Origin of the sequence: Pseudomonas sp. Sample_11, from assembly GCF_004307505.1 — a bacterium.
In the GTDB taxonomy this organism is placed as follows: Bacteria; Pseudomonadota; Gammaproteobacteria; order Pseudomonadales; family Pseudomonadaceae; genus Aquipseudomonas; species Aquipseudomonas atacamensis.
Genome location: NZ_RCOD01000004.1, coordinates 97,223 through 123,103 on the forward strand (window position 1 = coordinate 97,223; position 25,881 = coordinate 123,103).

At 60.3% G+C, this 25,881-nt stretch carries 29 protein-coding genes and 1 pseudogene; 14 read left to right on the forward strand and 16 right to left on the reverse strand.

Annotated features, from left to right (window positions below):
• Positions 1-110 (forward strand): annotated as a pseudogene (locus tag D8U60_RS27795) (phage infection protein); the annotation flags it as partial.
• Between the two features lie 74 nt (positions 111-184).
• Here the strand turns inward: D8U60_RS27795 and D8U60_RS00880 are convergent.
• Entirely contained in the window at positions 185-520 is a 336-nt protein-coding gene (locus tag D8U60_RS00880; RefSeq protein ID WP_130899265.1) for a hypothetical protein, read from the reverse strand.
• A 177-nt stretch (positions 521-697) separates the two neighbouring features.
• On the opposite strand from D8U60_RS00880, the gene D8U60_RS00885 reads away from it, so the two are divergent.
• The gene (locus D8U60_RS00885) at positions 698-2,353 is read left to right on the forward strand and encodes a diguanylate cyclase (protein WP_130899266.1); all 1,656 of its coding nucleotides are present in this window, start codon (positions 698-700) and stop codon (positions 2,351-2,353) included.
• Between the two features lie 215 nt (positions 2,354-2,568).
• Here D8U60_RS00885 and D8U60_RS00890 read toward each other — a convergent pair whose 3' ends face one another.
• Together D8U60_RS00890 and D8U60_RS00895 are read right to left on the reverse strand one after the other, a co-directional pair.
• On the reverse strand, positions 2,569-2,949 hold the full coding sequence (locus D8U60_RS00890; protein WP_130899267.1) for a cytochrome c family protein: 381 nt from the start codon (positions 2,947-2,949) through the stop codon (positions 2,569-2,571).
• Positions 2,950-2,989: 40 nt separating this feature from the next.
• Complete coding sequence (locus tag D8U60_RS00895; RefSeq protein ID WP_130899268.1) at positions 2,990-4,321, reverse strand: PLP-dependent aminotransferase family protein; 1,332 nt, start codon at positions 4,319-4,321, stop codon at positions 2,990-2,992.
• A gap of 89 nt (positions 4,322-4,410) precedes the next feature.
• Between D8U60_RS00895 and D8U60_RS00900 the strand changes: the two genes are divergently transcribed.
• Positions 4,411-5,304, forward strand: a complete 894-nt coding sequence (locus D8U60_RS00900) for a DMT family transporter (protein ID WP_130899269.1) — start codon at positions 4,411-4,413, stop codon at positions 5,302-5,304.
• 3 nt (positions 5,305-5,307) lie between these two features.
• Here the strand turns inward: D8U60_RS00900 and D8U60_RS00905 are convergent, their stop codons facing one another.
• Positions 5,308-6,123, reverse strand: a complete 816-nt coding sequence (locus D8U60_RS00905) for an AraC family transcriptional regulator (protein ID WP_130899270.1) — start codon at positions 6,121-6,123, stop codon at positions 5,308-5,310.
• Positions 6,124-6,254: 131 nt separating this feature from the next.
• On the opposite strand from D8U60_RS00905, the gene D8U60_RS00910 reads away from it, so the two are divergent.
• Complete coding sequence (locus D8U60_RS00910) at positions 6,255-6,773, forward strand: carboxymuconolactone decarboxylase family protein (RefSeq protein ID WP_130899271.1); 519 nt, start codon at positions 6,255-6,257, stop codon at positions 6,771-6,773.
• Between the two features lie 186 nt (positions 6,774-6,959).
• Positions 6,960-9,191 (forward strand): response regulator, encoded by a 2,232-nt coding sequence (locus D8U60_RS00915; RefSeq protein WP_122612147.1) that lies wholly within the window; start codon positions 6,960-6,962, stop codon positions 9,189-9,191.
• Here the strand turns inward: D8U60_RS00915 and D8U60_RS00920 are convergent.
• A complete protein-coding gene (locus D8U60_RS00920) occupies positions 9,159-10,604 on the reverse strand; it encodes a SulP family inorganic anion transporter (protein WP_130888684.1) in 1,446 nt (481 codons plus the stop codon). The genes D8U60_RS00915 and D8U60_RS00920 overlap by 33 nt on opposite strands.
• 160 nt (positions 10,605-10,764) lie before the next feature.
• On the opposite strand from D8U60_RS00920, the gene D8U60_RS00925 reads away from it, so the two are divergent.
• Positions 10,765-11,109: a hypothetical protein gene (locus D8U60_RS00925; protein WP_130899286.1), complete on the forward strand. Its 345-nt coding sequence runs from the start codon at positions 10,765-10,767 to the stop codon at positions 11,107-11,109.
• Here D8U60_RS00925 and D8U60_RS00930 read toward each other — a convergent pair.
• The 6 genes from D8U60_RS00930 to D8U60_RS00955 all read right to left on the reverse strand — a co-directional run bounded on the left by D8U60_RS00930 (position 11,076) and on the right by D8U60_RS00955 (position 16,727).
• Complete coding sequence (locus D8U60_RS00930; RefSeq protein WP_130899272.1) at positions 11,076-12,092, reverse strand: lysozyme inhibitor LprI family protein; 1,017 nt, start codon at positions 12,090-12,092, stop codon at positions 11,076-11,078. The genes D8U60_RS00925 and D8U60_RS00930 overlap by 34 nt on opposite strands.
• Positions 12,093-12,280: 188 nt before the next feature.
• Positions 12,281-12,814 (reverse strand): cysteine hydrolase family protein, encoded by a 534-nt coding sequence (locus D8U60_RS00935; protein WP_130899273.1) that lies wholly within the window; start codon positions 12,812-12,814, stop codon positions 12,281-12,283.
• A 66-nt stretch (positions 12,815-12,880) separates the two neighbouring features.
• Positions 12,881-14,608, reverse strand: a complete 1,728-nt coding sequence (ggt, locus tag D8U60_RS00940) for a gamma-glutamyltransferase (protein ID WP_122698894.1) — start codon at positions 14,606-14,608, stop codon at positions 12,881-12,883.
• A 148-nt stretch (positions 14,609-14,756) separates the two neighbouring features.
• Positions 14,757-15,344 (reverse strand): NUDIX domain-containing protein, encoded by a 588-nt coding sequence (locus D8U60_RS00945; RefSeq protein ID WP_071172882.1) that lies wholly within the window; start codon positions 15,342-15,344, stop codon positions 14,757-14,759.
• Between the two features lie 99 nt (positions 15,345-15,443).
• Positions 15,444-16,079, reverse strand: a complete 636-nt coding sequence (locus tag D8U60_RS00950) for a lytic polysaccharide monooxygenase auxiliary activity family 9 protein (protein WP_016775256.1) — start codon at positions 16,077-16,079, stop codon at positions 15,444-15,446.
• 207 nt (positions 16,080-16,286) lie between these two features.
• Positions 16,287-16,727 carry a hemerythrin domain-containing protein gene (locus D8U60_RS00955; RefSeq protein ID WP_024013399.1) on the reverse strand — a complete coding sequence of 147 codons (441 nt, stop codon included), beginning with the start codon at positions 16,725-16,727 and terminating at the stop codon, positions 16,287-16,289.
• 152 nt (positions 16,728-16,879) lie between these two features.
• On the opposite strand from D8U60_RS00955, the gene D8U60_RS00960 reads away from it, so the two are divergent.
• Positions 16,880-17,305: a GNAT family N-acetyltransferase gene (locus D8U60_RS00960; RefSeq protein WP_122612142.1), complete on the forward strand. Its 426-nt coding sequence runs from the start codon at positions 16,880-16,882 to the stop codon at positions 17,303-17,305.
• A 101-nt stretch (positions 17,306-17,406) separates the two neighbouring features.
• Here D8U60_RS00960 and D8U60_RS00965 read toward each other — a convergent pair whose 3' ends face one another.
• Complete coding sequence (locus tag D8U60_RS00965; protein ID WP_024013401.1) at positions 17,407-17,757, reverse strand: hypothetical protein; 351 nt, start codon at positions 17,755-17,757, stop codon at positions 17,407-17,409.
• A gap of 133 nt (positions 17,758-17,890) precedes the next feature.
• Here D8U60_RS00965 and D8U60_RS00970 point away from each other — a divergent pair, with 133 nt between their 5' ends.
• From D8U60_RS00970 to D8U60_RS01005, 7 genes are all read left to right on the forward strand, one after another.
• Positions 17,891-18,220 (forward strand): DUF6388 family protein, encoded by a 330-nt coding sequence (locus D8U60_RS00970; RefSeq protein WP_130899274.1) that lies wholly within the window; start codon positions 17,891-17,893, stop codon positions 18,218-18,220.
• Between the two features lie 165 nt (positions 18,221-18,385).
• Positions 18,386-18,778 carry a sulfurtransferase complex subunit TusD gene (tusD, locus tag D8U60_RS00980; RefSeq protein ID WP_130899276.1) on the forward strand — a complete coding sequence of 131 codons (393 nt, stop codon included), beginning with the start codon at positions 18,386-18,388 and terminating at the stop codon, positions 18,776-18,778.
• A gap of 2 nt (positions 18,779-18,780) precedes the next feature.
• Positions 18,781-19,137: a sulfurtransferase complex subunit TusC gene (tusC, locus tag D8U60_RS00985; RefSeq protein ID WP_130899277.1), complete on the forward strand. Its 357-nt coding sequence runs from the start codon at positions 18,781-18,783 to the stop codon at positions 19,135-19,137.
• Positions 19,137-19,430, forward strand: a complete 294-nt coding sequence (gene tusB, locus D8U60_RS00990; protein ID WP_130899278.1) for a sulfurtransferase complex subunit TusB — start codon at positions 19,137-19,139, stop codon at positions 19,428-19,430. The genes tusC and tusB overlap by 1 nt, the downstream gene beginning before the upstream one ends.
• Positions 19,427-19,762 carry a TusE/DsrC/DsvC family sulfur relay protein gene (locus D8U60_RS00995; RefSeq protein ID WP_016770652.1) on the forward strand — a complete coding sequence of 112 codons (336 nt, stop codon included), beginning with the start codon at positions 19,427-19,429 and terminating at the stop codon, positions 19,760-19,762. Before tusB ends, D8U60_RS00995 begins: the two co-directional genes overlap by 4 nt.
• Positions 19,759-20,760 (forward strand): glycosyl transferase family protein, encoded by a 1,002-nt coding sequence (locus tag D8U60_RS01000; RefSeq protein WP_130899279.1) that lies wholly within the window; start codon positions 19,759-19,761, stop codon positions 20,758-20,760. The genes D8U60_RS00995 and D8U60_RS01000 overlap by 4 nt, the downstream gene beginning before the upstream one ends.
• A 91-nt stretch (positions 20,761-20,851) precedes the next feature.
• Entirely contained in the window at positions 20,852-21,853 is a 1,002-nt protein-coding gene (locus tag D8U60_RS01005; protein ID WP_130899280.1) for a glutathione S-transferase family protein, read from the forward strand.
• Between the two features lie 94 nt (positions 21,854-21,947).
• Here the strand turns inward: D8U60_RS01005 and cysG are convergent, their stop codons facing one another.
• The 4 genes from cysG to D8U60_RS01025 all read right to left on the reverse strand — a co-directional run.
• Positions 21,948-23,342, reverse strand: a complete 1,395-nt coding sequence (gene cysG / locus D8U60_RS01010; RefSeq protein ID WP_130899281.1) for a siroheme synthase CysG — start codon at positions 23,340-23,342, stop codon at positions 21,948-21,950.
• Complete coding sequence (gene serS, locus D8U60_RS01015) at positions 23,343-24,623, reverse strand: serine--tRNA ligase (protein ID WP_130899282.1); 1,281 nt, start codon at positions 24,621-24,623, stop codon at positions 23,343-23,345. It lies immediately after the preceding gene.
• A 15-nt stretch (positions 24,624-24,638) separates the two neighbouring features.
• Positions 24,639-25,013, reverse strand: coding sequence for a fluoride efflux transporter CrcB (gene crcB / locus D8U60_RS01020; RefSeq protein ID WP_016775261.1), 375 nt, complete (start codon positions 25,011-25,013; stop codon positions 24,639-24,641).
• The coding region (locus D8U60_RS01025) for a recombination factor protein RarA (protein WP_130899283.1) at positions 25,013-25,881 on the reverse strand (869 nt) is incomplete at its 5' end. The genes D8U60_RS01025 and crcB, both read right to left, overlap by 1 nt.

Consider the following 25,881-nt stretch of genomic DNA (forward strand, 5'->3'; position numbering starts at 1 on the left):
CTGATCGTCTGATCGAACGCCGCGTCGCTGAAGGTGGCTCTGATCGTCTGATCGAACGCCGCGTCGCTGAAGGTGGCTCTGATCGTCTGATCGAGCGCCGCGTTGCATGAATCTACTGCATGACCGCAACACCCATGAAAAAGCCCGGCCTGATCAGCCGGGCTTTTTTGCATTCAGCCGTCGCTTATTGCGCGGTTTTCAGCTTGACCACGTCACCGGAGATGGTGGTGGTGTAGCCGGTCAGAACCCAGGCCCAGAACCAGTTTTCCTGGACCTGCGTGTTGATCATTGCATCGCCGCCCTTGGCTTGGATGGCCGCGTTTTGCGCGCGCACAAATCGGCTGTTCTGGCGGATAGGGATGATGCCAAACAGCAGCAGGCCGGTGGCCGATGCTTCGCTGTGGCCAACCACGGTGTATTGGTTGCTGTCGTAATGGGTGGTTTTCATCGGGGCGCCGGTGCAACCTGCCAGAACCACACCGAACAGTGCGGCGGCGACTACTTTGCTGAGGTATTTCACAGTAAAACTCCATGGGGAAACGCCCGGGATCCGTCTCTCGGGCGGCGCGCATTCTAACCAAAATGATGGCTCATTGGCATCAATCTTCTTTGTATTTACTTGAACCCGCTAGCTGGCCCGCCGTCGGCGATGTCGCATACCATGGCGCCACTTCAATAAAGACAGACACCCGCCTCCATGTTCAAAGCCAGTCTGCGTAGCCATCTCACCCTGTGGTTCGGCGGTTTGTCCCTGCTGACGTTATTGAGCGTCGGCTTTTATGTCGGTCATATCGCCACCGAACAAATGAAACAGGCCAGCGGCAACGCGTTGCTGAACACGGCGCGCTCGGCGGCGACGTTGTTGGGTGAGCAACTGCGCGAGCGGCAACTGGAGGTCTATCTGCTCAGTCGCGCGCCGCATCTGGAGCGTGGCGATCTGGACAATCCAGCCATCCTCAAGTCGATGCAGTTGCGCACCCAGGCGCGCGCCGAATATGCGTGGATGGGCGTCACTGACGCCGAGGGTAATGTGCGCCAGGCGGTCAATGATCTGCTGGTCGGTCAATCGGTGCAGAAACGCCCGTGGTTTCAGATCGGCCTGCGCCGGCAATACACCGGCGATCCCCATGAAGCAGTGTTGCTGGCCAAGTTGTTGCCGGGCCTGCCCAATGGCGAGCCGCTGCGCTTCATCGATTTCGCCGCGCCAATCCACAATGCCGAAGGACAGGTGATCGGCGTGCTGGGTGCACATGCGCACTGGAGTTGGGTGACGCGCATCGTCGAGTCGGCGGCGTTTTCCCACAAGAACTCGGCGCCGGATATTCAGGCGCTGATCGTCGACCACGATGGCAAGGTGCTCTACCCCGAAGCGCTGATGGGCCAACAGCTGGCGACCAACGATCCGGTATTGTCGGGCTGGACGGCGGCCAACGGTTACCTGACCAGCATGGTCACCGTGCCGACGCCATCGGGCACGGCGCTGTCGTGGTCGATCGCCATCCGCCAGCCACTGGAGACCGCGCTGCAACCGGCGCGGATGCTGCAATACGAATTGCTGATCCTCGGCGTTTTCGCCGCCATCGTTTTCGGCCTGGTGGCTTATTACCTGGCGCTGTACCTGAGCCGCCCAATCGAACAACTCGCGCACTCGGCCAAACAGGTGCAGAACAACCAGTCCGGCGCGCAGTTCCAGCTCCAGCATCCGGTGCTGGAAATCGCCCAGCTCGGCCAGTCCATCGACGCAATGACGCAGTCACTGCTCGGCAAGGAGCGCGAACTGCAAGAAGCCAACGCCTCGCTGGAAGCCACCGTGGCGCAACGCACCGCCGCACTCACCGAGGCCAACGCCGAGCTGCTGAGTCTGGCCACACACGACGGCTTGACCGGCGTTTACAACCGTCGCCGGTTTGACGAAAAAATCACTGAGTATTCGCTGCTGTCCCGACGCACCGGACGCCCGTTTGCCCTGCTGCTGATCGATGCCGACCACTTCAAACGCATCAATGACAGCCACGGCCACGCGGTCGGTGACGAGGTCCTGCAACACCTGGCGACCTTGATCCAGAACAGCGTACGCAGCACCGATTTCGTCGCCCGCTACGGCGGCGAAGAGTTCGCCGTACTGCTGCCGGAAGTCGCGCAACCCGACACCCCGGAAGTCGTCGCGGAAAAGATTCGCGCAGCGGTAGCCGACGCGGAGTTTCCCGGCGTCGGCAACGTCACGGTGAGTATCGGTCTCGGCCTGGCAGATCCGGCAGACAACAACCACACGGCACTTATCAAACGTGCCGATCAGCAGCTGTATCAGGCGAAGGCTGCGGGGCGCAATCAGGTCGCGTTCCATGCCCACTGACACCGGCGTATATCAACCAGAGACAGGCCGGCTCACCGACCCCATCGCTGGCAAGCCAGCTCCCACAGGGATTGGGTAAATGCGGAAATATGGGTCGGCTGGAGAACCGCTTTCGCGAGCAGGCTCGCTCCCACAGAAAAGCAAAAAAAGGTGACCCGCCGTAAGGGCGGAACCCTAAGCAGCCGTTACCGCAGCAATGGATATGTACTCCGCTCCTACCTTGATTCAGGGCTGAACTTTTGCAGATAAGCCAACAGATTCTCCAGCTTCTCCTCATCACTCAGCCCCCAGAAAATCATCCGTGTCCCCGGCACCACCCCTTTCGGATCCTCGAGATAAGCCTTCAACGTCGCCCGATCCCAGGTAATCCCCGAGTTCTTCATCGCATCGGAATAAACATAATTGGCCGAAGTCCCCGCAGCCCGGCCAATGATGCCGTTCAACTGCGGACCAAACCCCGAACGAGCCGACTCGCCAACCTGATGGCAACCGCCGCACAGACGCGGAAAGATTTTCGCCCCGGCCTCAGGATCGCCCTCAGCCTGTGCACTGGCGCTGAAGATCAAGGCGAGAAACAGTGTCGTGGTGAATTTCATTGAACAGTCCAAACCTCGCTTTGCATGGCGTGGGCGCAGTTTACAGATAAGCGCCGACAACCGTTCTGACGGTGATCAACGCCTGACGCAACACCTGCATGTCCACCGAGCCGAGCGCCAGACGAATCGCATGGGGCGTATGGGCCGACAGCGAAAACGGCTCGGCACTGGTGACGGAAATCTGCTGCTGCATCAACTCGACCACGATCTGATCGGCACGCACATCTTCGGGCAGCGGCAGCCACAGAAAATACGAAGCGGGATGAGCAATGTAGCGCAGCCCTTTGAGCACCTCGGCGGCCAGGGCCTGTCGCGCCATCGCATCACGACGTTTCTGCGCCTCAAGCACGGTGACGGTGCCATCGTCGAGCCAGCCGCACGCGATGGCGGTCATCACCCCGGGCGTGTTCCACGTCGTCGCGCGAACGATTCGCTCCAGTGCGGGCACTTGAAGCAGCGGCGCGGCAATGAAGCCGACCCGCAATCCGGTGGCGATGTTTTTCGACAGGCCCGATACGTAAAACGTCCGTTCCGGTGCCAGTTCAATCAACGGACATGGCGGGTTTTCGACCAGAAACGCGTAGGCAGCGTCTTCAATGATTGTCAGATTGTGCCGCCGGGCAATCGCCACCAATTGCTCGCGCTGTTCCAGTGGCATGACCCAGCCCAGCGGATTGTGCAGCGTCGGCATGCTGTATACGGCGCGCACCGCACGCTGGCGACAGAGTCTGTCCAGTGCCGGCAAATCCGGGCCGTGTTCCGTCATCGGGATCGCCAGCACTTCCAGATGCAGCGCGTCGGCCAGCACCTTGAATCCCGAATAGGTCAGCGCATCGGCGGCGATCACATCGCCGGGTTTGAGCAGGGCCATCAGCGTCACCGCCAAACCTTGCTGAGCGCCATTGACGACCAGCACTTGGTCGGCTTCAACCGCCACGCCGCGTGTCGACAAATGTCGCGCCACCGAGGCGCGTTCGTGGGCACGCCCGGCGTGGGGTTGATAACGCAGCAGCGCTTCCAGATCGCCGGACAACGCCAGTTGCCGCAACGCCGTGCGCAACAATTCAGCCTGACCGGGCAACGACGGATAGTTGAAATTCAGGTCGATCATGCCGACCGCTACGTCTTTCTGATCGATGCCCTGCCACGGCGCCAGCGACGTTTCCCGAACAAACGTGCCGCGCCCGGCTTCGCCACTGACCAGGCCCATCGCTTCGAGCTCCGCATAAACCCGTGAAGCGGTAACCAGCGCCAGACCTTCCTGGCTCGCCAGCTGCCGATGCGTTGGCAGTCGCGTGCCCGGCGCCAATCGTCCGCCACGAATGTCTGCCGCATAGCGATCAACCAGGGTCTTGTAACGGGAACGCGGCATGTCGGCTGTATCCATGACAATTTTTTGATTGTGCTGATTCTCAGCCCTAGGATCACGGCGACACAAGCCACTTTTTGAGCGCGACCGACATGCACACAACATCGACTGCGGCCAATCCGGCGCTGGAAAAAACCAGCGGCTGGATCAACGGTTTTATCGGCGTGCTGATTTTCAGCGGTTCGCTGCCGGCCACACGTTTGGCGGTGCTGGAATTCGATCCGGTGTTTCTGACCGTGGTGCGAGCAGCGATCGCCGGCGCACTGGCCGTAGCACTTCTGCTGTTGTTCAAGCAACCGCGACCGTCGCGCCATCAGTGGCTGTCGCTGTTGATTGTGGCACTGGGCGTGGTGTTGGGTTTCCCGCTGCTGACCGCGTTGGCATTGCAGCACGTAACGTCAGCGCACTCGATCGTGTTTGTAGGATTGCTGCCGCTGGCCACGGCGATGTTTGGTGTCTTGCGTGGCGGTGAGCGGCCACGTCCAGTGTTCTGGATCTTTTCGGTGCTGGGCAGCGCATTGGTGGTGGGCTTTGCCCTGTCCCAAGGCTTGAGCGCCTCGCCCACCGGCGATCTGCTGATGCTCGCGGCGATCCTGGCCTGCGGCCTCGGTTACGCCGAAGGCGCGAAACTGTCGCGCAGCCTCGGCGGCTGGCAGGTGATCTGCTGGGCGCTGGTGTTGTCGTTACCGCTGATGACAGTGCTGAGCCTGTGGCTGGCGCCCGCCTCGTTCGCCGGCATCAGCATTTCGGCGTGGATGTGCGTGGCTTACGTGTCGCTGTTCAGCATGCTGATCGGCTTCGTGTTCTGGTATCGCGGTCTGGCACAAGGTGGAATCGCAGCGGTCGGGCAGTTGCAGTTGCTGCAGCCGTTTTTTGGTCTGGCACTGGCGGCGACGTTGCTGCATGAGCAGGTCAGTGTCGGCATGCTCGGCGTCACGCTGGGGGTGATTCTTTGCGTGGCGGGAGCGAAGAAATTCGCCGGGTAATGTTCAGTGTTCGGCTTTCCATTGCCGAGGACTGAGCCCGGTCTTGCGCCGAAACGCCCGGGCCAGCGCCGACGGACTTTCGTATCCAACCTCCTCGGCAATCAATGCAATCGGCCGGCCTTCGCGCAGGCGTTTCTGCGCAAGACTGACGCGCCAGCTCAACAGGTAATCGGCCGGCGTCTGCCCGACCACGCGGCGAAACTGCTCGGCAAAACCGGCGCGGGACTGATTCGCCGCCGCCGCGAGATCAGCGACACTCCAAGGCTTGTGCGGCTGCTCGTGGATCAGGTTCAAGGCGCGAGACACGCGCGGATCCGCCAGCCCGGCCATCATGCCCGGTTGCTGATCTCGACTGCCGATGAGATGGCGCAGCAGCAGAATCACCAGCAATTCAAACAGACGATCCATCACCGCCACGCGCCCGCAATGCCCTTCAAAAGCTTCGTTGAACAGCCAGTCAAGGGTGCTGCGCAATTCCGGGATATCGGTGAGTTTCAACACCAGATAGTCCGGTAACGCGGCGGCCAGGGCATTGCCCGAGCCACCGTCGAAGCTCAGCGAGGCGCACACCACTTGGCTGGCCATGGCCTCGTCGGCAAACATCCGGTGAGTGAAAGGCCGGGGAAAGAAAATCAGCGACGGTTCTTCCAGGCGAATTTCCCGCTCGTTGCCCGGTTTGAGCAGCAACGCCCCGGCTTGCAGAACATGCACATGGCCGACCGGTTCGCCTTGGTGAACGCTCACGCCGCAAAAGGCGCCGCTATGAAAGGTGCCGGCGTTCACACCGAAATGACTAAGTAATGTGGAAAGGCGATCCATGGCTGACTCCCGAAGGCATATCTGGACGATCTGCCGCATATCCTCGACGATTTGCCGCCAAAGCGCCATTGGCAGCCCCTAAGATCTCTCCATCGCCGCTGCACTTCGCTGCGGAATTTCGGAGAATCACCATGAGCCGCATCCCTGCAATCAGCCTCGACACCGCCACCGATGCCACCCGTCCTGCACTGGAAGGCGTGAAGAAAAAAATCGGCTTCCTGCCCAACGTCTTCACCACCCTCGCCCAAGCGCCGGTTGCATTCGACACTTACCTGCAAGCCTCGGCGATCCTCGGCAAGACCTCGCTCAGCGCCCAGGAAAAAGAAGCCGTATACCTCGCCACTTCGCAGGTCAACGGTTGCGACTATTGCCTGTCCGCACATACCGTGTTTGCCGGCAAAGCCGGGCTGTCGGCGGAGGACATCATCGCGGCACGTCACGGCGAACTGAATGCCTACGCCGCCCTTGCCCGCCAACTGACCGAAACCCGTGGCCACTTGAGCGATGAACAGTTGGCCGCTGCCCGCGCCGCCGGTATCGATGACCGCAAGATTATCGAAGTGATTGCCCTGGTGGCCGTGCAGACATTGACCAACTACCTGAACAACACGGCGCTGACCGACATTGATTTCCCCGCCGTCGAGGCCTGAGCAGTCGCTCACGAACTGAAGAAAAATCCGCTGGCGAAAAGATGCTCTTTTCGCCAGCGCTGTTTTTTGCTGCCATGATGTAGGTCAGAATAATTCGCAGCGCAAACAGTGTCTGGTGCGCTGAAACCAAACACCCTGCGCGCAGGTCTTTGTTCTCAGACAAATGCCCGGAAAGACACGAACCCCATGACAGACTGGTTGCAAGACAACGGCGAGATGGCCGGGCAGATCCGCCGTCACGACTGGGCAAATTCGCCCCTCGGCCCGTTGGAAAACTGGCCCGATGTACTCAAGACCACTGTCTCGCTCAGTCTCGCCTCGCATTTCCCTCAGGCGATCGTCTGGGGCCCGCAACTCATCACACTCTATAACGACGCCTTCGTACCGATTCTCGGCGACAAGCCGCACGCGTTGGGACGCCCTTTCAGCGACATCTGGAAGGAAGCCTGGCACGAGATCAGCCCGATTGCGGAGGCCGCGTACGCCGGCCAGGCCACTTACATCGAAAACTTCGCTCTGCAAATCGAACGCGGCAAAGGCCCGGAGCAGGCGTTCTTCACTTTTTGCTACAGCCCGATTCGCGACTCCCACGGCAATGTCGTCGGCATGATCGACACCGTCACCGAGACCACCCAGACCGTTTATCTCAACCGACGCCTGGCCGTCCTCGATGCCATCGGCGAAGCGGTGACCAATGCCACGGATGCGCAAGCAATCCTGGCGGCAAGCACGCGGCTGATGGTCGAGCAACTGCGTCTGTCCAATTGCGCCTACGCCGACATGGATGCCGACGAGGATGGCTTCACCATTCGCGGCGACTATGCAGCGCCGGGTTCGCCGAGCATCGTCGGCCACTACCATTTGCGCGATTTCGGCGAGAAAGCCGTACGCCTTCTGCGCGCGGGTCAACCGCTGGTGATCCACGACAACCGCAGCGAATTGCCGCCGGAAGAATCAGCGACCTTTCAGGGCATAGGCATCACCGCCACCATTTGCGTGCCGCTGATCAAGCAAGGTCGTCTTACCGCGTTAATGGCCATTCACGACAAAGTGCCGCGTGTCTGGTCGAGCTTCGAACAGGCGCTGCTCAGCGAAGTCACCGAACGTTGCTGGGCGCACATCGAGCGAGTGCGCGCCGACGCCAACGTGCGCGAGGGCTTGCTTGCATTGGCTGAACTCAATGCCACGCTGGAACAACGGGTCGAAGAGCGCAGCCTGCGTCTGGCCCAGGCCGAGTCGGCATTGCGCCAGTCGCAGAAGCTCGAAGCCATCGGCCAATTGACCGGCGGCGTCGCCCATGATTTCAACAATTTGCTGACGATCATTCGTTCGTCGGTGGATTTTCTGCGCCAGCCCAACCTGCCGGAAGAACGCCGCCAGCGCTACATGCGCGCGGTGTCCGACACCGTCGAGCGCGCCTCCAAGCTGACCAGCCAGTTGCTCGCCTTCGCCCGCCGTCAGCCGCTCAATCCGCAGGTGGTCGATGCCGGCGAACGGCTGGCCAATATTGGCGAGATGCTCGAATCGGTCACCGGCGCGCAGATTCACGTGTGCGTCGAGCGCCCGGATCACCCCTGCTACATCCGCGTCGATCTCAGTCAGTTCGAAACAGCATTGATCAACATCGCCCTGAACGCTCGCGACGCCATGAATGGTCAGGGTGAGCTGAAATTGCGCCTGGAGTGCCACAAAGCGCTGCCGCCGATTCGCGGCCACGCTGGGTCCAGCAGCCATTTCGTGTCGATTGCCCTGGCCGACACCGGTGCCGGCATCGACGCACACACCCTCGAACACATCTTCGAGCCGTTCTTTACCACCAAGGCTGTCGGCAAAGGCACGGGGCTGGGGCTGTCGCAGGTGTTCGGCTTCGCCAAGCAATCGGGCGGCAACGTCGATGTTTCCAGCGTCCTTGGTCAAGGCACCGAGTTCACCTTGTATTTGCCGCAAGTGCCGGCGATCGAGGCAGAAATGGACGAGGCAGAGGACGATGGCGAGGTGCAGCCGGCCTGCGAAAAACGCCGGGTGCTGGTGGTCGAAGACAATCTCGACGTCGGCCGTTTCGCCAACCAGATCCTCCAGGATCTGGGCTATGAAACCGCATGGGCGACCAACGCTGAAGAAGCCCTGCAGTTGGCCGGTAGCGATGCCAGCGCGTTCGATGCGGTGTTTTCCGACGTAGTCATGCCGGGCATCACCGGCGTCGCGTTGGCCAAGGAACTGCGCCAGCGCCGCCCCGACCTGCCGGTGATTCTCACCTCCGGCTACAGCGAAGAACTGGCGCGCAGCGGGTACGAAGGTTTTGAATTTCTCGCCAAGCCCTACTCCGCCGAACAGGTCTCGCGGATTCTCGGCAAGACCTGGCTCAAGGACGCAAAACCAGCGGCGTCAGTCGTGATCGACGCCGGCGCGCTTGAGTAATTTCTTGCAGCGTTCCGACAGGTGAAACACCTGTAGATGCTTGCCCGCCTTGGCGTAGCGTTCACGCAGGGTTTTCAATGCGGCGATCGCCGAGTAATCGACAAAGCTCAGGTGTCGGCAGTCGAGAGTGACTTTGGCCGGGTCGTTGGCCGGGTCGAACTGATTGAGAAACGGCGTGGTCGAGGCAAAGAACAGCGTGCCGTGCAGGCGATAGAGCTTGCTGCCGTCAGCCTCCAGATGTTCATCGGCATACAGCTCGCGGGCCTGCTGCCAGGCGAAGTTGAGCGCAGCGATGATGATCCCGCACAGCACGGCCGTGGCCAGATCGGTGAACACGGTGATGGTAGTCACGGCGATGATCACCAGCACATCGTGCAGCGGCACCTTGTTGATCACCCGCAACGACGCCCAGGCGAACGTCTGCTGCGATACCACAAACATCACCCCCACCAGTGCGGCCAGCGGAATACGCTCGATCAGCGGTGACAGAAACAGAATGAACAACAGAATCAGCACACCGGCAACCACGCCGGACAAGCGCCCGCGCCCGCCGGAGCTGAGGTTGATCACGGTCTGCCCGATCATCGCGCAACCGCCCATGCCACCGAACGCCCCGGACACCATGTTCGCCGCGCCGAGCGCTACGCACTCACGATCCGGATAGCCACGGGTCTCGGTGATTTCGTCGGTCAGGTTCAGCGTCAGCAGGGTTTCCAGCAGGCCGACCATCGCCATCAGGATCGCGTACGGGGCGATGATGCGCAGCGTTTCCAGGCTCCACGCAATGTCCGGCATGGCGAAAGTCGGCAGACCGCCGGCAATGTGCGCCATGTCGCCGAGGGTGCGGGTCGGCAGCCCGAACAGGTAAACCAGCAGGCCGACGCCAAGGATCGCCACCAGGGCCGGCGGCACTGCTTTGGTCAGGCGCGGCAGGATGTAAACGATGGCCATGGTCAGCAGCACCAGCCCGGTCATCAGGTACAAAGGCGTACCGCTGAGCCAGTGCTCGCCGCTTTTGAAGTGCTCCAGTTGCGCCAGGGCAATGATGATCGCCAGGCCGTTGACGAAGCCGAGCATCACCGGATGCGGCACCATGCGCACCAGTTTGCCCAAGCGCAACAGCCCGAACGCCATCATGATCAGACCGCCGAGCAGCACCGTTGCCAGCAGATATTGCACGCCGTGTTGCACCACCAGCGCGACGATCACCACCGCCATCGAACCCGCCGCACCGGAAACCATGCCCGGTCGACCGCCAAACAACGCCGTCAGCGTGCAAATGATGAACGCGCCGTACAGGCCCATCAGCGGATTGAGATGCGCCACCAGCGCGAAAGCAATGCATTCGGGCAACAGGGCGAACGAGGTGGTGAGTCCGGCGAGGACATCGGCGCGCAGACGAATCGGTTTCATGGCTTACCTGACTGAGCGGCCGCTGGGCACGGCTGCTGTTTTCGCGAAAAAAGAGGGAGGCGAATGTTACGGAATTGTTCAGCCTCGGGCCAGTGAAACGCTGACATGGAATGGCGCGGGCCTTATCCTTGCAGGCTTGTCCATCGAATCGAGTCGCAGCATGTCAGCTTTTCTGTCCGCCCGGGAGGTGTGTCAGCGCCTGCGCGAAGCTGCGCTGGGCGTGCTTGGGTTCGAAGTCTGCCAGGTAATGTCCGAGACCGGGCTGATTGCCGTTGATATCGACGGCTGGCATCTGCGGTTGGACTTCGCCGAGGGACACTTGCATCACTGTGAATACGCGCGCAACTGCGCCGGGGATGAAGCGACGCTGGACACTTGGCAGCGTTATGGCACGGACCCGGTGAGTCTGCTCAGCACGTGGGAATTGGCGCAGATCGAGCGGTTATTGCGTGAGGCGGATGGAGTTGTGGCTCAGGGCATCATTTCCAGAACCAGAGACGACTGACTTTCTTGCATGCGGTCATACCAGCCCTGCAGCACATCGGGCAGCCGCTTCTTCCACTTCGCCACGTTGGTGTAGTACCGCAGATGTTCGTGGCCCTGGTCATCGTAGCTTTTGAAGATCAGCCAGATCTGTGCGTCGGCGGCACTCATCAGAATGCCGATGCCGCCGAGACCGCGCATCCACATTTCTACAACCTGAGCATCGGGCACATCTTTTGAGTCTTCGCCGACCTGCAAGGAACCGGAGGTCTCTACCAGTTTTTGGTAGTCGGTCTTGAGCAGCGAACGCAGTACCTGATCTTCTGCGGGCGTGCGAGCCAGACCCAGGCTGAGCAGATCGTAATCCAGCTTCAGCGGTTGTTCGGAGGCGACATACCGACCGGCGTAATACACGCCCATGCCACCGCCGCAGTCGGAATCCGCAACGGTTTGTACTACGTTCAGTACGCCATTGATGGGCGTGAAGGCGAGTTTGCAGGCGTCCTCGGCGTACACGGCTGTTCCATCCTTGAGTATGGCAACGCCAGTCAAGTCTCCGGAATTGGCGCCCTCGCCTGCCGAGATATCGATGGCGATATGCGTGGCATTACGACGTTGGGTGACAAGGGTCGCCGAGGTCGAGGTGCCGGGCGGAATCAGTTGCCAGGTGGCATCCCAACTGAAGGGCTGAACCGCGTTTTCGAGCTCAGTGAGGCGCATCAGGTATTCGCGCCGCAGACACGCGCTCAGGGCACCGCAGGCGTTGCGGTTTTTCAGCCACTGACGCTGGTCGGTTTTCAGCATTTTGGGATCGGCAACTTTGCCCAGCGTGGTCCGCCATTGCTCGGCGAGTTTGTCGTCGAGGGTTGAGAGGTAGGGATCAGTGCAGATGGCTTTTTCGGTTTTGCTGGTGGCATGGGTGCAATCGAAACTGCTGGCGTGGCCGGTGCAGGCGAGGACGAGAGATGTCAGCGCCACGGCGTGACGCAGGTAGATAGCGAACATCGAGAGATTCCATTCTTCGGGCGGCGGGGATTATGCCAGTGCTGCTGCCGTAAATCGCCGCTGTCGTAGAGCCTGCTCACCCCTGTGGGAGCGAGCCTGCTCGCGAAGGCGGTATATCAGTCGGTTTGATCTTGGCTGTCACAGCGCTTTCGCGAGCAGGCTCGCTCCCACAGGGGTTTTGTGTGAGTTCAGAAACTGATTTTGGCTGCCGGTTTGACGTCGATTCGTGCCACGGAACTGGTCAGGGCGGCGAAGTCCTTGTTGTGTTCGGCAATGATGTCCTCAGCGCTCATGTTGCCGTTATCGACCGTCGAATGCGCATCTCGCGCGACGACGATGTCGTAGCCCAGTGAATGCGCGCTGCGCACCGTGGCGTTGACGCAGTAATCGGTTTGCAGGCCGCAGATGATCAGGCGTTCGAAGTCCTCGCTGGGCAGCAGCTTGCCGAGATCGGTCTGGTAGAAAGAGTCCCCGGTGGTTTTGCCTACACGCAGGTCTTTCGTCGAAGTCAGCAGACCGTTAGCCAGTTGCCAACCGTCCGCCCCATGCACGAATGGACCGTCCTTTTCCTCGTGCTGAATCAACACCACCGGAACGCCAGCTGTGCGGGCGCGTTGGCTGAGATCATTGATCGTGGCGATCACGCGGTCGATTTCAAAGCACTGATATTCACCAGCACACAGCGCCTGCTGGACGTCGATGATCAGTAATGCGGTGGTCATGTCGAGCCTTCCTTGATCAGTCCTTGAGAATGGGGCGGACCTGCGCCCGCCCCTCTTTTACTCCGCTCAGTAACCCAAAGACAAGCCGGTATTGCGCCGTGGATCATTGGCGCCGTAGAAGCGATTCTTGCCAACCGGTTTGCCGTCCAGTGACGGCGCGCCGACCAGAATCGCGGCGATGTGGTTGGCATCCTGCGGGCCGGCAAACTTGTGGCCCCAGCTCTCGAGGATCTTTTTCGTATCCGGGCTGGCGGCGAAGTCTTCGAGGTTGGTTTCCTCCGGCATCCACTGCTGATGGAAGCGCGGCGCGTCGACCGCTTCCTGCAAGCCCATGCCGTAATCGATGACGTTGAGCATGGTCAGCAAGGTCGCGGTGATGATTCGGCTACCACCCGGCGTGCCGACCACCATCACCACTTTGCCATCCTTGGTGACGATGGTCGGACTCATCGACGACAGCGGCGCCTTGCCCGGCGCGATGGCATTGGCCTCCCCCTGGACCAGCCCGTACATGTTCGGCACGCCGACCTTGGAGGTGAAGTCGTCCATTTCATCGTTGAGAATCACCCCGGTCTTGCTGGCCATCACGCCCGCGCCGAACCAGTCGTTGAGGGTGTAGGTGACCGAAACGGCATTGCCCCACTTGTCGACGATCGAATAGTGCGTGGTGTTGCTGCCTTCATGGGGCGCTACACCGGGCTTGAGCTCAGCCGAGATGCCGGCTTTCTGCGGCTGGATGGCGTTGCGCAGTTTGGTCGCGTAATTCTTGTCCAGCAGGTGCTCGATCGGATTCTTCACGAAATCCGGATCGCCGAGGTAGCTGTTGCGATCAACGTACGCGTGGCGCATCGCTTCGATCTGGTAGTGCATGCCCTGAGCGGAATGGAAGCCCAGGTCCTTCATCGGATAGCCTTCGAGGATATTCATGATCTGGCAGATCACCACCCCGCCGGAGCTTGGCGGTGGCGCCGAGACCACGTGATAGCCGCGATAATCGCATTCCACCGGGGCCAGTTCGCGAGTCTTGTATTTGTCCAGGTCGGCCTGGCTGATGATGCCTTTGTTGGCCTGGCTGGAGGTGACGATGGCATCGGCGACCCAGCCTTTGTAGAAGCCGTCGGCGCCCTTGTCGGAAATTGTCCGCAGGGTTTTCGCCAGATCCTTTTGCACCAGTTTCTGCCCGACCTGCATCGGCTCGCCGTTGCTGAGGAAGATCGAGCCGGAATCGCGCATGTCCTTCTTGAACACATCCGTCGCGTATTCGAGCAGCTCGACATCGCCCTGCTGCAGCTCGAAACCGTCTTCGGCCAGTTTGATCGCCGGGGCAATCATCTCCTTGCGCTGTTTGGTGCCGTATTTGCTCAGCGCCAGTTCCATGCCAGACACCGTACCCGGCACGCCGACCGCCAGGTGCCCGCGGGTGCTCAGGTCCGGGATGACGTTACCGTCCTTGTCCAGATACATGTTGGCGGTCGCTGCCAGCGGCGCTTTCTCACGGAAATCGAGAAAGGTCTTGCGCCCGTCCGCCAGTTGAATAGTCATGAACCCGCCGCCGCCAAGGTTGCCCGCAGCCGGATAGACCACCGCCAGCGCATAGCCCACGGCCACTGCCGCATCCACGGCATTGCCGCCGTTTTTCAAAACGTCGACGCCGACATGGGTCGCCAGATGTTGCGCGGTGACCACCATGCCGTTTTCCGCCGCAACCGGCGCCACTGATGCCGCGTGAGCCATGAGACAGCTGAGCGCCAGAGAGGTCGCAATGAGCGATCTGGCCAAAGGTTCGTACTTCATGAGTCGATCTCTTTTTGTTTTTGGGGACTGCGCAAAACGCAGGGCAACGCTTCAGGAGCAACAAGCAGTATGGCCGGCTTTGGGTATTGCGCCTCCCCGGTCAGCCACTATGCTGAGCCATCGCAGCCGTTGGCAGCTCCTGCCCGAATCAAGCGAAGAGGTTATTCATCGCTGCGTACTGCAACAGCATGATGGTCTTGGCATCGCAGATCTCGCCGCGTTGAAACGCTGCCAGTGCCTCATCGAATCTCCATTCGAGCACTTCCAGTTCTTCGGTTTCCTCTTCCAGGCCACCACCGTCGCTGACCTTGGAGGTGGCATCGTATTCAGCGATAAAAAAGTGCAGCTTCTCCGTCACCGAACCGGGACTCATGTACGCCTCGAATACTTTTTTCACGTCGTGCACGCGGTAACCGGTTTCCTCCTCGGCTTCGTCACGAATGCGCTGCTCGGGCGCGGCACCTTCCAGCAACCCGGCGGCCACCTCGATCAACAATCCATCGTGGCCGTTGACAAACACCGGCAAACGAAACTGGCGGGTCAGCACCACCGTGCGCTTTTCGCGGTTGAACAGCAGAATCGCCGCGCCGTTGCCCCGGTCGTATACCTCGCGGGTCTGGCGCTGCCATTCGCCGTTGTTGCGGTGGTAATCGAAAGTGATTTTCTTCAACAGATACCAGTCGTGGGACAACACCTGAGTGTCGACGATGTTGACCCGTTCGGCTGTGTTGGACATCGCGTCTGATCCTGTCTTCATGGGGGGACTGCCATGGTCGATCAATTGCGCCGACAAAAAAAGCCCGGCAGCGCTACCGGGCTCGTTCCGCTCCCGCGGTTACTGGAAGTCGACGTCGAAGGCCTGGTAGAAGGCGTTGCCGGTATTGGCGACGATCCACATCAGCACAATGACGTGATGACCCTGCTTGTTTGCAGGCAGCTTCACTTGATGATCGACCTTGGCCTTCAATTCGCCGGCATGGCTGTAATACGGCACTTGCGGGTAGAAGTCTTCGAAGAACGGCTGGGTTTCGAGCTGCGCACGGCTGATGCGTTGCTGTGGATCCCAGCCGTCTTTGGTGATCAGCCAGCGGTAACCACGGGTGGTGTGCGGCGCGGTGTACGCCCAGCTGACCTCGAGAATCTGCCCCGGATCGACATTCAGCAGCGGCCAGTTGAATGAACGGCCGAGCTTCTTGCTCATCTCGTCGTCGGTGTAATTGACGCAATCGCGGGCATCGGTCTTGCCGCCGCTGAGAATGTAGCCATCGGCCGGCGGCGCGACGCTGTCCGAGTCGGTCTCGAAAGGTTGCGGGAAAGGTCCGGCGTCCATGGCCGGAAAGTTCTTGCCACCTTCCATTTCATTGACTTGCCAAGCGCCGAGCAGGCCGAGGTCGATGGCCACTGCGCCGCGACTCGCTGGCGAGATGACACGACCGTGTTTGAGTTGGGTTTGTGGGATTGCCTGATTCATCTTGCTCACTCCGTTGATTTGAGAACTCTCCTTCCCGAGGAGAGGCCTTCAAGCTAACGGAGGTGAATTTTTTGTCCATCGGCGCTTTTGTCACAGCCCCAGTGTGCAAGACGTAAAAAGCCCGGAAACACTGGATGCATAACCAGTACTCGACGACGCATCGCACTCAACGTGTAGCTGAACACCTACACGCCGAGTCGCCTTTGGTCATTCAGACAGTTGCGCCTGATACTCCTTTTCGTACTGCCCGGCGAGTTGGCTTTTCTGTTTATCGTCGAGCAGCTTGCCGGCCATCTGGAAGAATTTGTGCTCTTCTTCCTCGAGGTGGTGATGAACCTTGTCGGAAAGCTTTTTGGCCGTGGCCAGCCAGGCCGGACTGGACATTTCGGTCTCGTCGAGCTCTTCCATCATCTCGTCCATTTCGTGGTGTTCGGCGATGGCGTGGCGGCTCAGGTCCACGCCTTCATCGATTTCCATCAACGGAATATAGAAATGCCGCTCTTCAGCGGTTTCATGCGCTTGCAGTTCTGCTTTGAGCTGCTTGTAGGCCTCGACCCGCTCAGGGCTGTCGCCGCTGGTCGCGATCAAAGCCTTGGCGTAAGTGCGCTGGCGCTCGTGGCTTTCGCGCAGGGCTTCAAAAATATTCACGGGATTTCCTCATCAATCGCGCTCAGGGAAAGACGCGATAAAAGCCTAGACCGCAACGCTGGTTTGACGGTTCCGCTTGTTCGATCGAAGGGCTTGGAGGCGTTTGCCCGGACGGGTTAGGCTGGGCGTTCAATTACACAAGGAAGTCATGCATGAATTTGCGTATCGAGTTGACGCAGAGCCCTACCGAGGAACAGCGTCAGGCCATTCTGCAGCCGCTGATCGAATACAACGATGCTCAAACCGGCGGTTCGAAATCCGAGCCGTTCGCCTTGATGGTCAAAGACGAGAATGGCGCGATATTGGGCGGCCTGTATGGGCGAATGATTTTTCGCTGGATGTTCATCGAACTGCTGTCAGTGCCGGAACAAGGTCGCGGACAGGGGATCGGCTCGAAATTGATGGCTCAGGCGGAAGCCCTGGCCAAGGAAAAAAACTGCTACGGCCTCTGGCTCGACACCTTCGATTTTCAGGCGCCGGAGTTCTACAGGAAGCTGGGGTTCAGCCAGTTTGGGGAAATCGTTGACTATCCACCGGGGCACAAGCGGCACTACTTTCAGAAGCGCCTGATCGATTGAGTCATGCCGTATTCGCGAGCAGGCTCGCTCCCACAGTGCAATGCATTACAACTTGTGGGAGCGAGCCTGCTCACGAAAGCGTCAACCGCTTCACCCCATAATCAAAGGCAGGTCGCCATCGCCGCCATCCGCCGCATCGCGACAAAATCACTCTTCTGCGCGTAATAGTTCAAGGTAGTCCCTGACGCTTCGGTGATCACATCGACAAACGACTCTGCCGAACGCGTGTAAACCGTAGTGCCACCGGACTCGCGCGGCTCCAGGTAGGCCGCCGCGTCGACGCCAAACACCGCTTCGTCCTGCCAGGCGAATTGCACGCACCGGGCGACGTCTTTCTCCGGCTTGTCCGAGGTCAGGACCTTGTCCGGGCTCTTGCTGCGAGCATCGTTCATCACCGAACCGGCGCACCCGGCCAACAGCGCCGCCGCCAGCACTACCATCAGCATTCGCATTGCATTTGCTCATCGAGAAAAAAGCGGACTGTAGCACTGCGACGCGGCAAATCGTTCTGCTTTACTGTTTTTATGCGCGACATGCGCAAGCAGGTGCGGCACCCTATGGTCATCAGTCACACAAGGAAATTACATGGCGCCTAGCGACCAGCGACATGAACAGGCTTTGAAACTGTTTCTCGATGCGCGACCCGAACTACGTGAAACCCTCGACCATCTCAACCCGCTGCTGGCTCAGGCCAAGGGTGAAACCCAAGCGCAGTACCGCGAAGAACGTTTGCATGAAGCATTCGAGGCTGAGGCAGAAAGCCAGGGGTTATTTGCCTGGGAGCTGACGTTGCAGCTGACCGCTGCTTCGCCCGAGGAATATCAGGCGCAACGGCTGGAAGTGCATCGGGAAGTGGCGGAAATGGCGGGGATGGGCTGGATCGAGTATTGCGATCTTTACGGCATCACCCCGTAATCGATGTAGGAGCTGCCGAAGGCTGCGATCTTTTGATTTTGCTCTTCAAAATCAAAAGATCGCAGCCTTCGGCAGCTCCTACAAAGGTATCTGCGTAAAACTCGGGTTTCGCGGCTGTCGCAATAAAGCTTTATCATGGCCGCAGTTTCGCTGATCGAGTCCATCATGAAGTTCGCCATCGCGCTGTTTTCCGCCGCCCATGCGCCCTCCTCGCGCCGTGCCTTGCTGTTTGCCCAGGCCGCGCTGGCCGGCGGCCATGAGATTGTTCGGCTGTTCTTCTATCAGGACGGCGTGTCCAACGCCTCCGATGCGGTGGTGACGCCGCAGGATGAACTGGACTTGCCCAAGCAATGGCGCGCCTTTATCAACGAAAAGCAACTTGACGGCGTGGTCTGCATCGCCGCCGCTCTGCGCCGTGGTGTGTTGAACGAAGAAGAAGCCAAGCGTTACCAGCGTGAAGCGATTTCGCTCAGCGCGCCGTGGGAATTGTCCGGTCTGGGTCAGTTGCACGACGCCGTGCAGGACGCTGATCGGCTCATCTGTTTCGGAGGCGCTTGAACATGGCCAAATCGCTGTTGATCATCAGCCGCCAATCGCCGTGGTCCGGCCCCGGTGCCCGGGAAGCGCTGGATATCGTGCTCGCCGGTGGCGCCTTCGATCTGCCGATCGGTTTGCTGTTTCTCGATGATGGCGTGCTGCAACTGGCCGCCGGGCAGAACGCCAAGACCTTGCAGCAGAAAGACCTCAGCGCCAATCTGCAGGCGCTGCCGATGTTTGGTGTCGAAGAGCTGTTCTATTGCGCCGAAAGCGCCAATGCTCGCGGTCTTGGCAACCTGTCGCTGGACGAAGCGCAGCCACTCGCCGCTGAACACATCACCGCCCTTATTGACCGTTACGATCAGGTGATCACCCTCTGATGTCGACTTTGCATGTGTTGTCTCATTCCCCGTTCGGCGACGATCGCCTGAGCAGTTGCCTGCGCCTGCTCGGCAGCGCCGACGCCGTGTTGTTGTCCGGCGATGCGGTGTATGCGCTGCAACCGGACACTGCGCCGTTCTCCGCTCTGAAAGAGCGACCAATCAATCTGTTCGTATTGGTTGAGGACGCACAGGCGCGTGCGATCGAGGTTCCAGACTGGGCCGAGGCCATCGATTACCCGGCCTTCGTCGAACTGTCGATCCATCACGCCAAGGTCAACAGCTGGCTATGAATTCAATGACCGTCGGCGCCCGCGCCATCGAACTGGACAAGGACGGCTTTCTCGTTGACCTCAGCGACTGGTCGGCTGAAGTCGCCAGCGCCCTCGCCGCCGCCGAAGACATCGAGTTGACGCCCGAACACTGGGAAGTCCTTGAGCTTCTGCGTAGCTTCTACGCCGAATTTCAGCTATCGCCGGCCACGCGGCCGCTGATCAAGTACACCGCGTTGAAACTCGGCGCGGACAAAGGCAACAGCCTGCACCTGAACCGACTGTTCAAAGGCACCCCTGCCAAACTCGCCGCGAAACTGGCGGGCCTGCCCAAACCGACGAATTGCCTATGAACGATTTTCCAGCTTTGACCCTCGAAACGCCTGCCGAGCATCCGTTCGCGCAATTCGTGCGCATTCTCGGCAAGGGCAAGCGCGGCGCCCGCGACCTGACACGCGAAGAAGCCCGCGAGGCCATGGGCATGGTGCTCGATGACAAAGTCGAAGATACGCAACTGGGTGCCTTCCTGATGTTGCTGCGGCACAAGGAAGAAAGTGCCGAAGAAATGGCCGGTTTCACCGAAGCCCTGCGCGCACGCTTGCACGCGCCCGCATTGAATGTCGACTTGGACTGGCCGACCTACGCCGGCAAAAAACGCCACCTGCCGTGGTATCTGCTGGCGGCCAAGTGCCTGGCGCAAAACGGCGTGCGCATCTTCATGCATGGCGGCGGCGCACACACGGGCGGGCGTCTGTACAGCGAACAACTGCTGGGCGAACTGAACATTCCCCTGTGCCGCAATTGGCAGCAGGTCGGCGCGGCACTGGACAACGGCGGTCTGGCGTTTATGCCGCTGGTGGACTGGGCGCCGCAGTTGCAAAAGATGATCGACCTGCGCAATACCTTGGGCCTGCGGTCGCCGATCCACTCGCTGGCGCGGATTCTCAATCCGTTGGGCGCACGCTGCGGCCTGCAAAGCATTTTTCACCCGGGTTACCAGGCGGTACATCGCGATGCCAGCGGCTTGCTCGGCGACACGGCAATTGTGGTCAAGGGCGATGGCGGTGAAATCGAGATCAACCCCGACGCCACCAGCCACCTTTATGGCACCAGCGGCGGTCAGAGCTGGGACGAAGAATGGCCGCAGCTGTCAGCGCAGCGCCACGTCAAACCCGCCTCGCTGGACATCGAGCACTTGAAAGCCGTGTGGCGTGGCGATGTGGTCGACAGTTACCCGCAAATGGCTTTGATTGCGACCATGGCCCTCGCCCTGCGCGGTCTCGGTCAGAATCGCGAACAGGCCTTCGCTACCGCCGAGCAGTATTGGGCGGCGCGCAACACATCGATCTAACCGATCATTAGCGCCCGATCTTTGCGCTTTTTGTTCGAACTCATCGGAATAGACTCGACTCCAACGAATATTGGTTTTGGGAGTCTTGATCATGGGTTTACTCGTCGACGGCCACTGGCAGGACAAGTGGTACGAAAGCAGCAAGGACGGCGCGTTCCAGCGCGAACAAGCGCAACGCCGCAACTGGGTGACCGCCGACGGTCAGCCAGGCCCCAGCGGTGAAGGCGGTTTCACTGCCGAAGCCGGGCGCTATCACCTCTATGTTTCCCTCGCCTGCCCTTGGGCGCATCGCACGCTGATTTTTCGCAAACTGAAAGGTCTGGAAAGTCTGATCGACGTGTCGGTGGTCAGCTGGCTGATGCTGGAAAACGGCTGGACTTTCGACAAAGCGCTAGGCTCGACCGGCGACAAACTCGATGGCTTCGACTTCATGCACCAGCGGTATACGGCTGATACGCCTGACTACACCGGGCGCGTGACGGTGCCAGTGTTGTGGGACAAGAAACTCAAGCGCATCGTCAGCAATGAATCGGCGGAAATCATCCGCATGTTCAACAGCGCCTTCGACGGGATCACTGGCAACGATCTGGACTTGTACCCGGCGCCGCTACGCAACGAAATCGATGCGCTGAACGAGCGGATCTACCCGGCGGTGAACAACGGTGTCTACCGCGCCGGATTCGCTACTTCGCAGCAGGCCTACGAACAGGCTTTCGACGAAGTATTCGCCGAACTGGATCATCTGGAGCAACTGCTGGGTGCCAATCGCTACCTGAGCGGGGAATACCTGACCGAGGCCGACGTGCGCCTGTTTACCACGATGATTCGTTTCGACGCGGTGTATCACGGGCACTTCAAGTGCAACCTTAGGCGGATTGCCGATTACCCGAACCTGTCGAACTGGCTGCGCGAGATGTATCAGTGGTCGGGAATTGCCGAAACCGTGGATTTCCAGCACATCAAGCATCACTACTATGGCAGCCACAAGACCATCAACCCGACCGGCGTGGTGCCGAAGGGGCCGGAGCAGGATTTCACTGTGGCCCATGACCGGGCGCGGCTGAGCGGGAAAGGGGTTTGGCGCAGGGGCTAACCACAAAAGCAAAAGATCGCAGCCTTCGGCAGCTCCTACATGAGAATGCGTTCCCTGTAGGAGCTGCCGAAGGCTGCGATCTTTTTGCTTTGACTCAGATTTGCGCCTGAGCCCCTTCAAACCACGCCAGTTTCTCGCGCAGTTGCACCACTTCGCCGACGATCACCAGAGTTGGCGCATGCACTTCATGCTCCGCCACCATTCGCGGAAGATCCGCCAGCGTGCCGGTGAAAACCCGCTGATTGACTGTAGTGCCCTGCTGAATCAACGCCGCCGGGGTATCCGCCGCGCGACCATGCTTGATCAACTGCTCACAGATGATCGGCAAACCCACCAGGCCCATGTAGAACACCAGCGTCTGCGCCGGGGCGACAAGATCGGCCCATGGCAGATCGGTGGAACCATCCTTCAAGTGGCCAGTGACAAACCGCACGGACTGCGCATGGTCACGGTGGGTCAGCGGGATCCCCGCATAAGCAGCGCAACCGCTGGCCGCCGTAATGCCCGGGACCACCTGGAATGGAATACCGTGGGCCGCGAGCTCTTCAATCTCTTCGCCACCGCGCCCGAAGATAAACGGATCGCCGCCCTTCAACCGCACCACACGCTTGCCGGCCTTGGCCAGATCGACCAGTTGCTGATTGATCTGATCCTGCGGCACTGCGTGGTCAGAACGACGCTTGCCGACATACACCCGCTCGGCATCGCGACGGCACAACTCGAGAATCGCCGGTGCCACAAGGCGGTCATAGAGCACCACATCGGCTTGCTGCATCAGGCGCAGTGCGCGGAAGGTCAACAGATCCGGATCACCGGGGCCGGCACCGACCAGATAAACCTCGCCAGTGGTGACCATGGGCTCGCCATCGACCTTGGCCTGCAACAGGCGCTCGGCTTCAGCGCCCTGCCCGGCCAGTTGACGATCGGCAATCGGGCCCTGGAAAACGTCTTCCCAGAAGCCGCGACGCTGCTGAACATCCGGAAACAGGTTTTTCACCTGATTGCGAAAACGCGCAGCCAACCCTGCCAACTGACCGTAAGTGGAAGGAATCCAGGTTTCGATTTTCGCGCGGATCAGACGCGCCAGTACCGGCGCATCGCCGCCGCTGGACACAGCGATGATCAACGGCGAGCGATCGACGATCGCCGGGAAGATCACGCTGCACAAGGCCGGCGCATCGACCACGTTGACCGGCACGCAACGGCGGTGGGCATCGGTGGAGACTTGCGCGTTGAGCGTTTCGTCGTCGGTAGCGGCAATGATCAGCCCGCAACCGTCCAGATCCGTTTCGGCGTAACCGCGCAACAGGCATTCACCGCCGCTGGCAGCGACCAGTTCAGCCAGTTGCGTTTCGATTTCAGGTGCGACCACCCGCAGCAGCGCACCGGCATCGGCCAGCAGGCGGGATTTGCGCAAGGCAATTTCCCCCCCACCGACAACCAACACACGACTGCCGCGCAGGTTGTGAAACAGCGGCAGATATTTCATTTAGCCGATGACCTCGAGGCCACCCATGTACGGCTTGAGCACGTCCGGTACGCGGATAGAACCGTCGGCCTGCTGGTAGTTTTCCAGCACGGCAACCAGAGTACGACCGACCGCCAGGCCGGAACCGTTCAAGGTGTGCACCAGCTCGGGCTTGCCGGTTTCCGGGTTGCGGAAACGCGCCTGCATGCGCCGCGCCTGGAAGTCGCCGCAGTTGGAGCACGAGGAGATTTCGCGGTATTTGTCCTGGCTCGGAATCCACACTTCCAGGTCATAGGTCTTGACCGCGCTGAAGCCCATGTCGCCGGTGCACAGCGCCAGGGTGCGGTAAGGCAGGCCGAGCAGTTGCAGAACCTTTTCGGCGTTGGCAGTCAGGCCTTCCAGCGCTTCCATCGATTGCGATGGCTCGACGATCTGGACCATTTCGACTTTGTCGAACTGGTGCTGGCGGATCATGCCACGCGTGTCGCGGCCCGACGCACCGGCTTCGCTGCGGAAGCATGGGGTATGGGCGACGAATTTGATCGGCAGCAGTTTCGAATCGACGATTTCGCCGGCAACGATGTTGGTCAGCGACACTTCGGCGGTCGGGATCAGGTACAGATCGGCTTCGCCTTCGCGGGCAATCTTGAACAGATCCTCTTCGAATTTCGGCAACTGGCCGGTGCCTTGCAGCGCCGGAGCCTGAACCAGATACGGCGTGTAAGCCTCTTCGTAGCCATGTTCGGTGACATGCAGATTGATCATGAACTGCGCCAGTGCGCGATGCAGCCGCGCGATCGGGCCACGCAACAGCGCAAAGCGCGCGCCGGACAGCTTGGCGGCGGTTTCAAAGTCCAGCCAGCCGAACTTTTCGCCGAGGGCAACGTGGTCTTTGACTTCGAAATCGAACTGAGTCGGCGTGCCCCAGCGGCGCACTTCGACGTTGTCGTCTTCGTCCTTGCCGACCGGAACCGACTCGTGCGGCAGGTTCGGGATACCGAACAGGATCGAATCGAGTTCGGTCTGGATCGCATCCAGCTCGACCTTGCCAGCGCTCAACTCGCCCGCCATGCGCTCGACGTCCGCCATCAGCGGCGCGATGTCTTCGCCGCGCTGCTTGGCCTGACCGATGGATTTGGAGCGCGCGTTACGTTCAGCCTGCAGTGCTTCGGTGCGGGTCTGGACGGTCTTGCGCTGTTCTTCCAGCGCTTCGATGCGCGCGGTGTCTAGGGCAAAGCCACGGGAAGCCAGGCGGTCCGCTACGTCCTGAAGGTTGCTACGTAACAGTTTGGAATCGAGCATGTCGGTTTCTCGTTATCAAAGTTTGGTCAGGGACAGGCCGGCCCACGTCGCGAGCAGCCCGCCGAATACGCTGAGTGCGGCGTAGCCCAGGGCCAGCAACACTTGCCCGCTTTCCAGCAGGCGCACCGTATCCAGTGAAAAGGATGAAAAAGTCGTCAGCCCCCCGAGGAAGCCGACCATCAACCCGGCGCGCACCTCGATCGGCACCTCCGGGCGTATCAGAAACAGGCCGTACAACACGCCAATCAGCAGGCAGCCCACGATATTAACGGCCAGCGTCGCGGTATAGAAGTGCCGCGGCCAATTGGCGCTGACCCAATTACCGGTGGCGAAGCGCAACAAGGTGCCGGCAACACCGCCGACCGACACTGCAAGGATCAATGGAACCACTATCTTCTCCGCTGCCGAGGGCTCAGACGATCGAGTTGAGCGAGGTGATTGAGCTTTTCGCCGATCTTCAACTCCAGGCCACGGGGCACTGGCTGATAGAACGGAATCGGCTCGAGTTCTTCCGGAAAATAGTCTTCGCCGGCGGCATAAGCGTCCGGCTCGTCGTGGGCGTAGCGGTATTCGTCGCCATAACCCAATTGCTTCATCAGCTTGGTCGGGGCATTGCGCAGGTGCAGCGGGACTTCCAGCGAGCCGTTCTCAGCCGCTGCGCGCAGCGCGGTTTTGAAGCCCATGTACACCGCATTGCTCTTCGGTGCGCAGGCCAGATAAGTAATGGCCTGGGCGACTGCCAATTCGCCCTCGGGGCTGCCGAGACGCTCCTGCACTTCCCACGCCGCCAGGCACAGGCTCAGCGCACGCGGATCGGCATTGCCGATGTCTTCGCTGGCCATGCGCACCACGCGCCGGGCCAGATAAAGCGGATCGCAGCCGCCGTCGATCATCCGCGCAAACCAGTACAACGCGCCGTCAGGGTTGGAGCCGCGCACCGATTTGTGCAGGGCCGAGATCTGGTCGTAGAACGCTTCACCGCCCTTGTCGAAACGTCGGCGCGTATCGCCCAGCAGACTTTGCAAAAGCTCGATGCCGATTTCGCTGTTGTCTTCGGCCAGATCAGAGGCGTTTTCCAACAGATTGAGCAGACGCCGGCCATCACCATCAGCGGCGGACAGCAGCATCTGAAAACCTTCATCGCTCAGGGTCAGGTTGCGCTCTCCCAGCCCACGCTCCTCGGTCAGCGCGCGATGTACCAGCTTGCGCAGCGCCGCTTCGTCGAGGCTTTTCAGCACGTAGACGCGGGCACGCGATA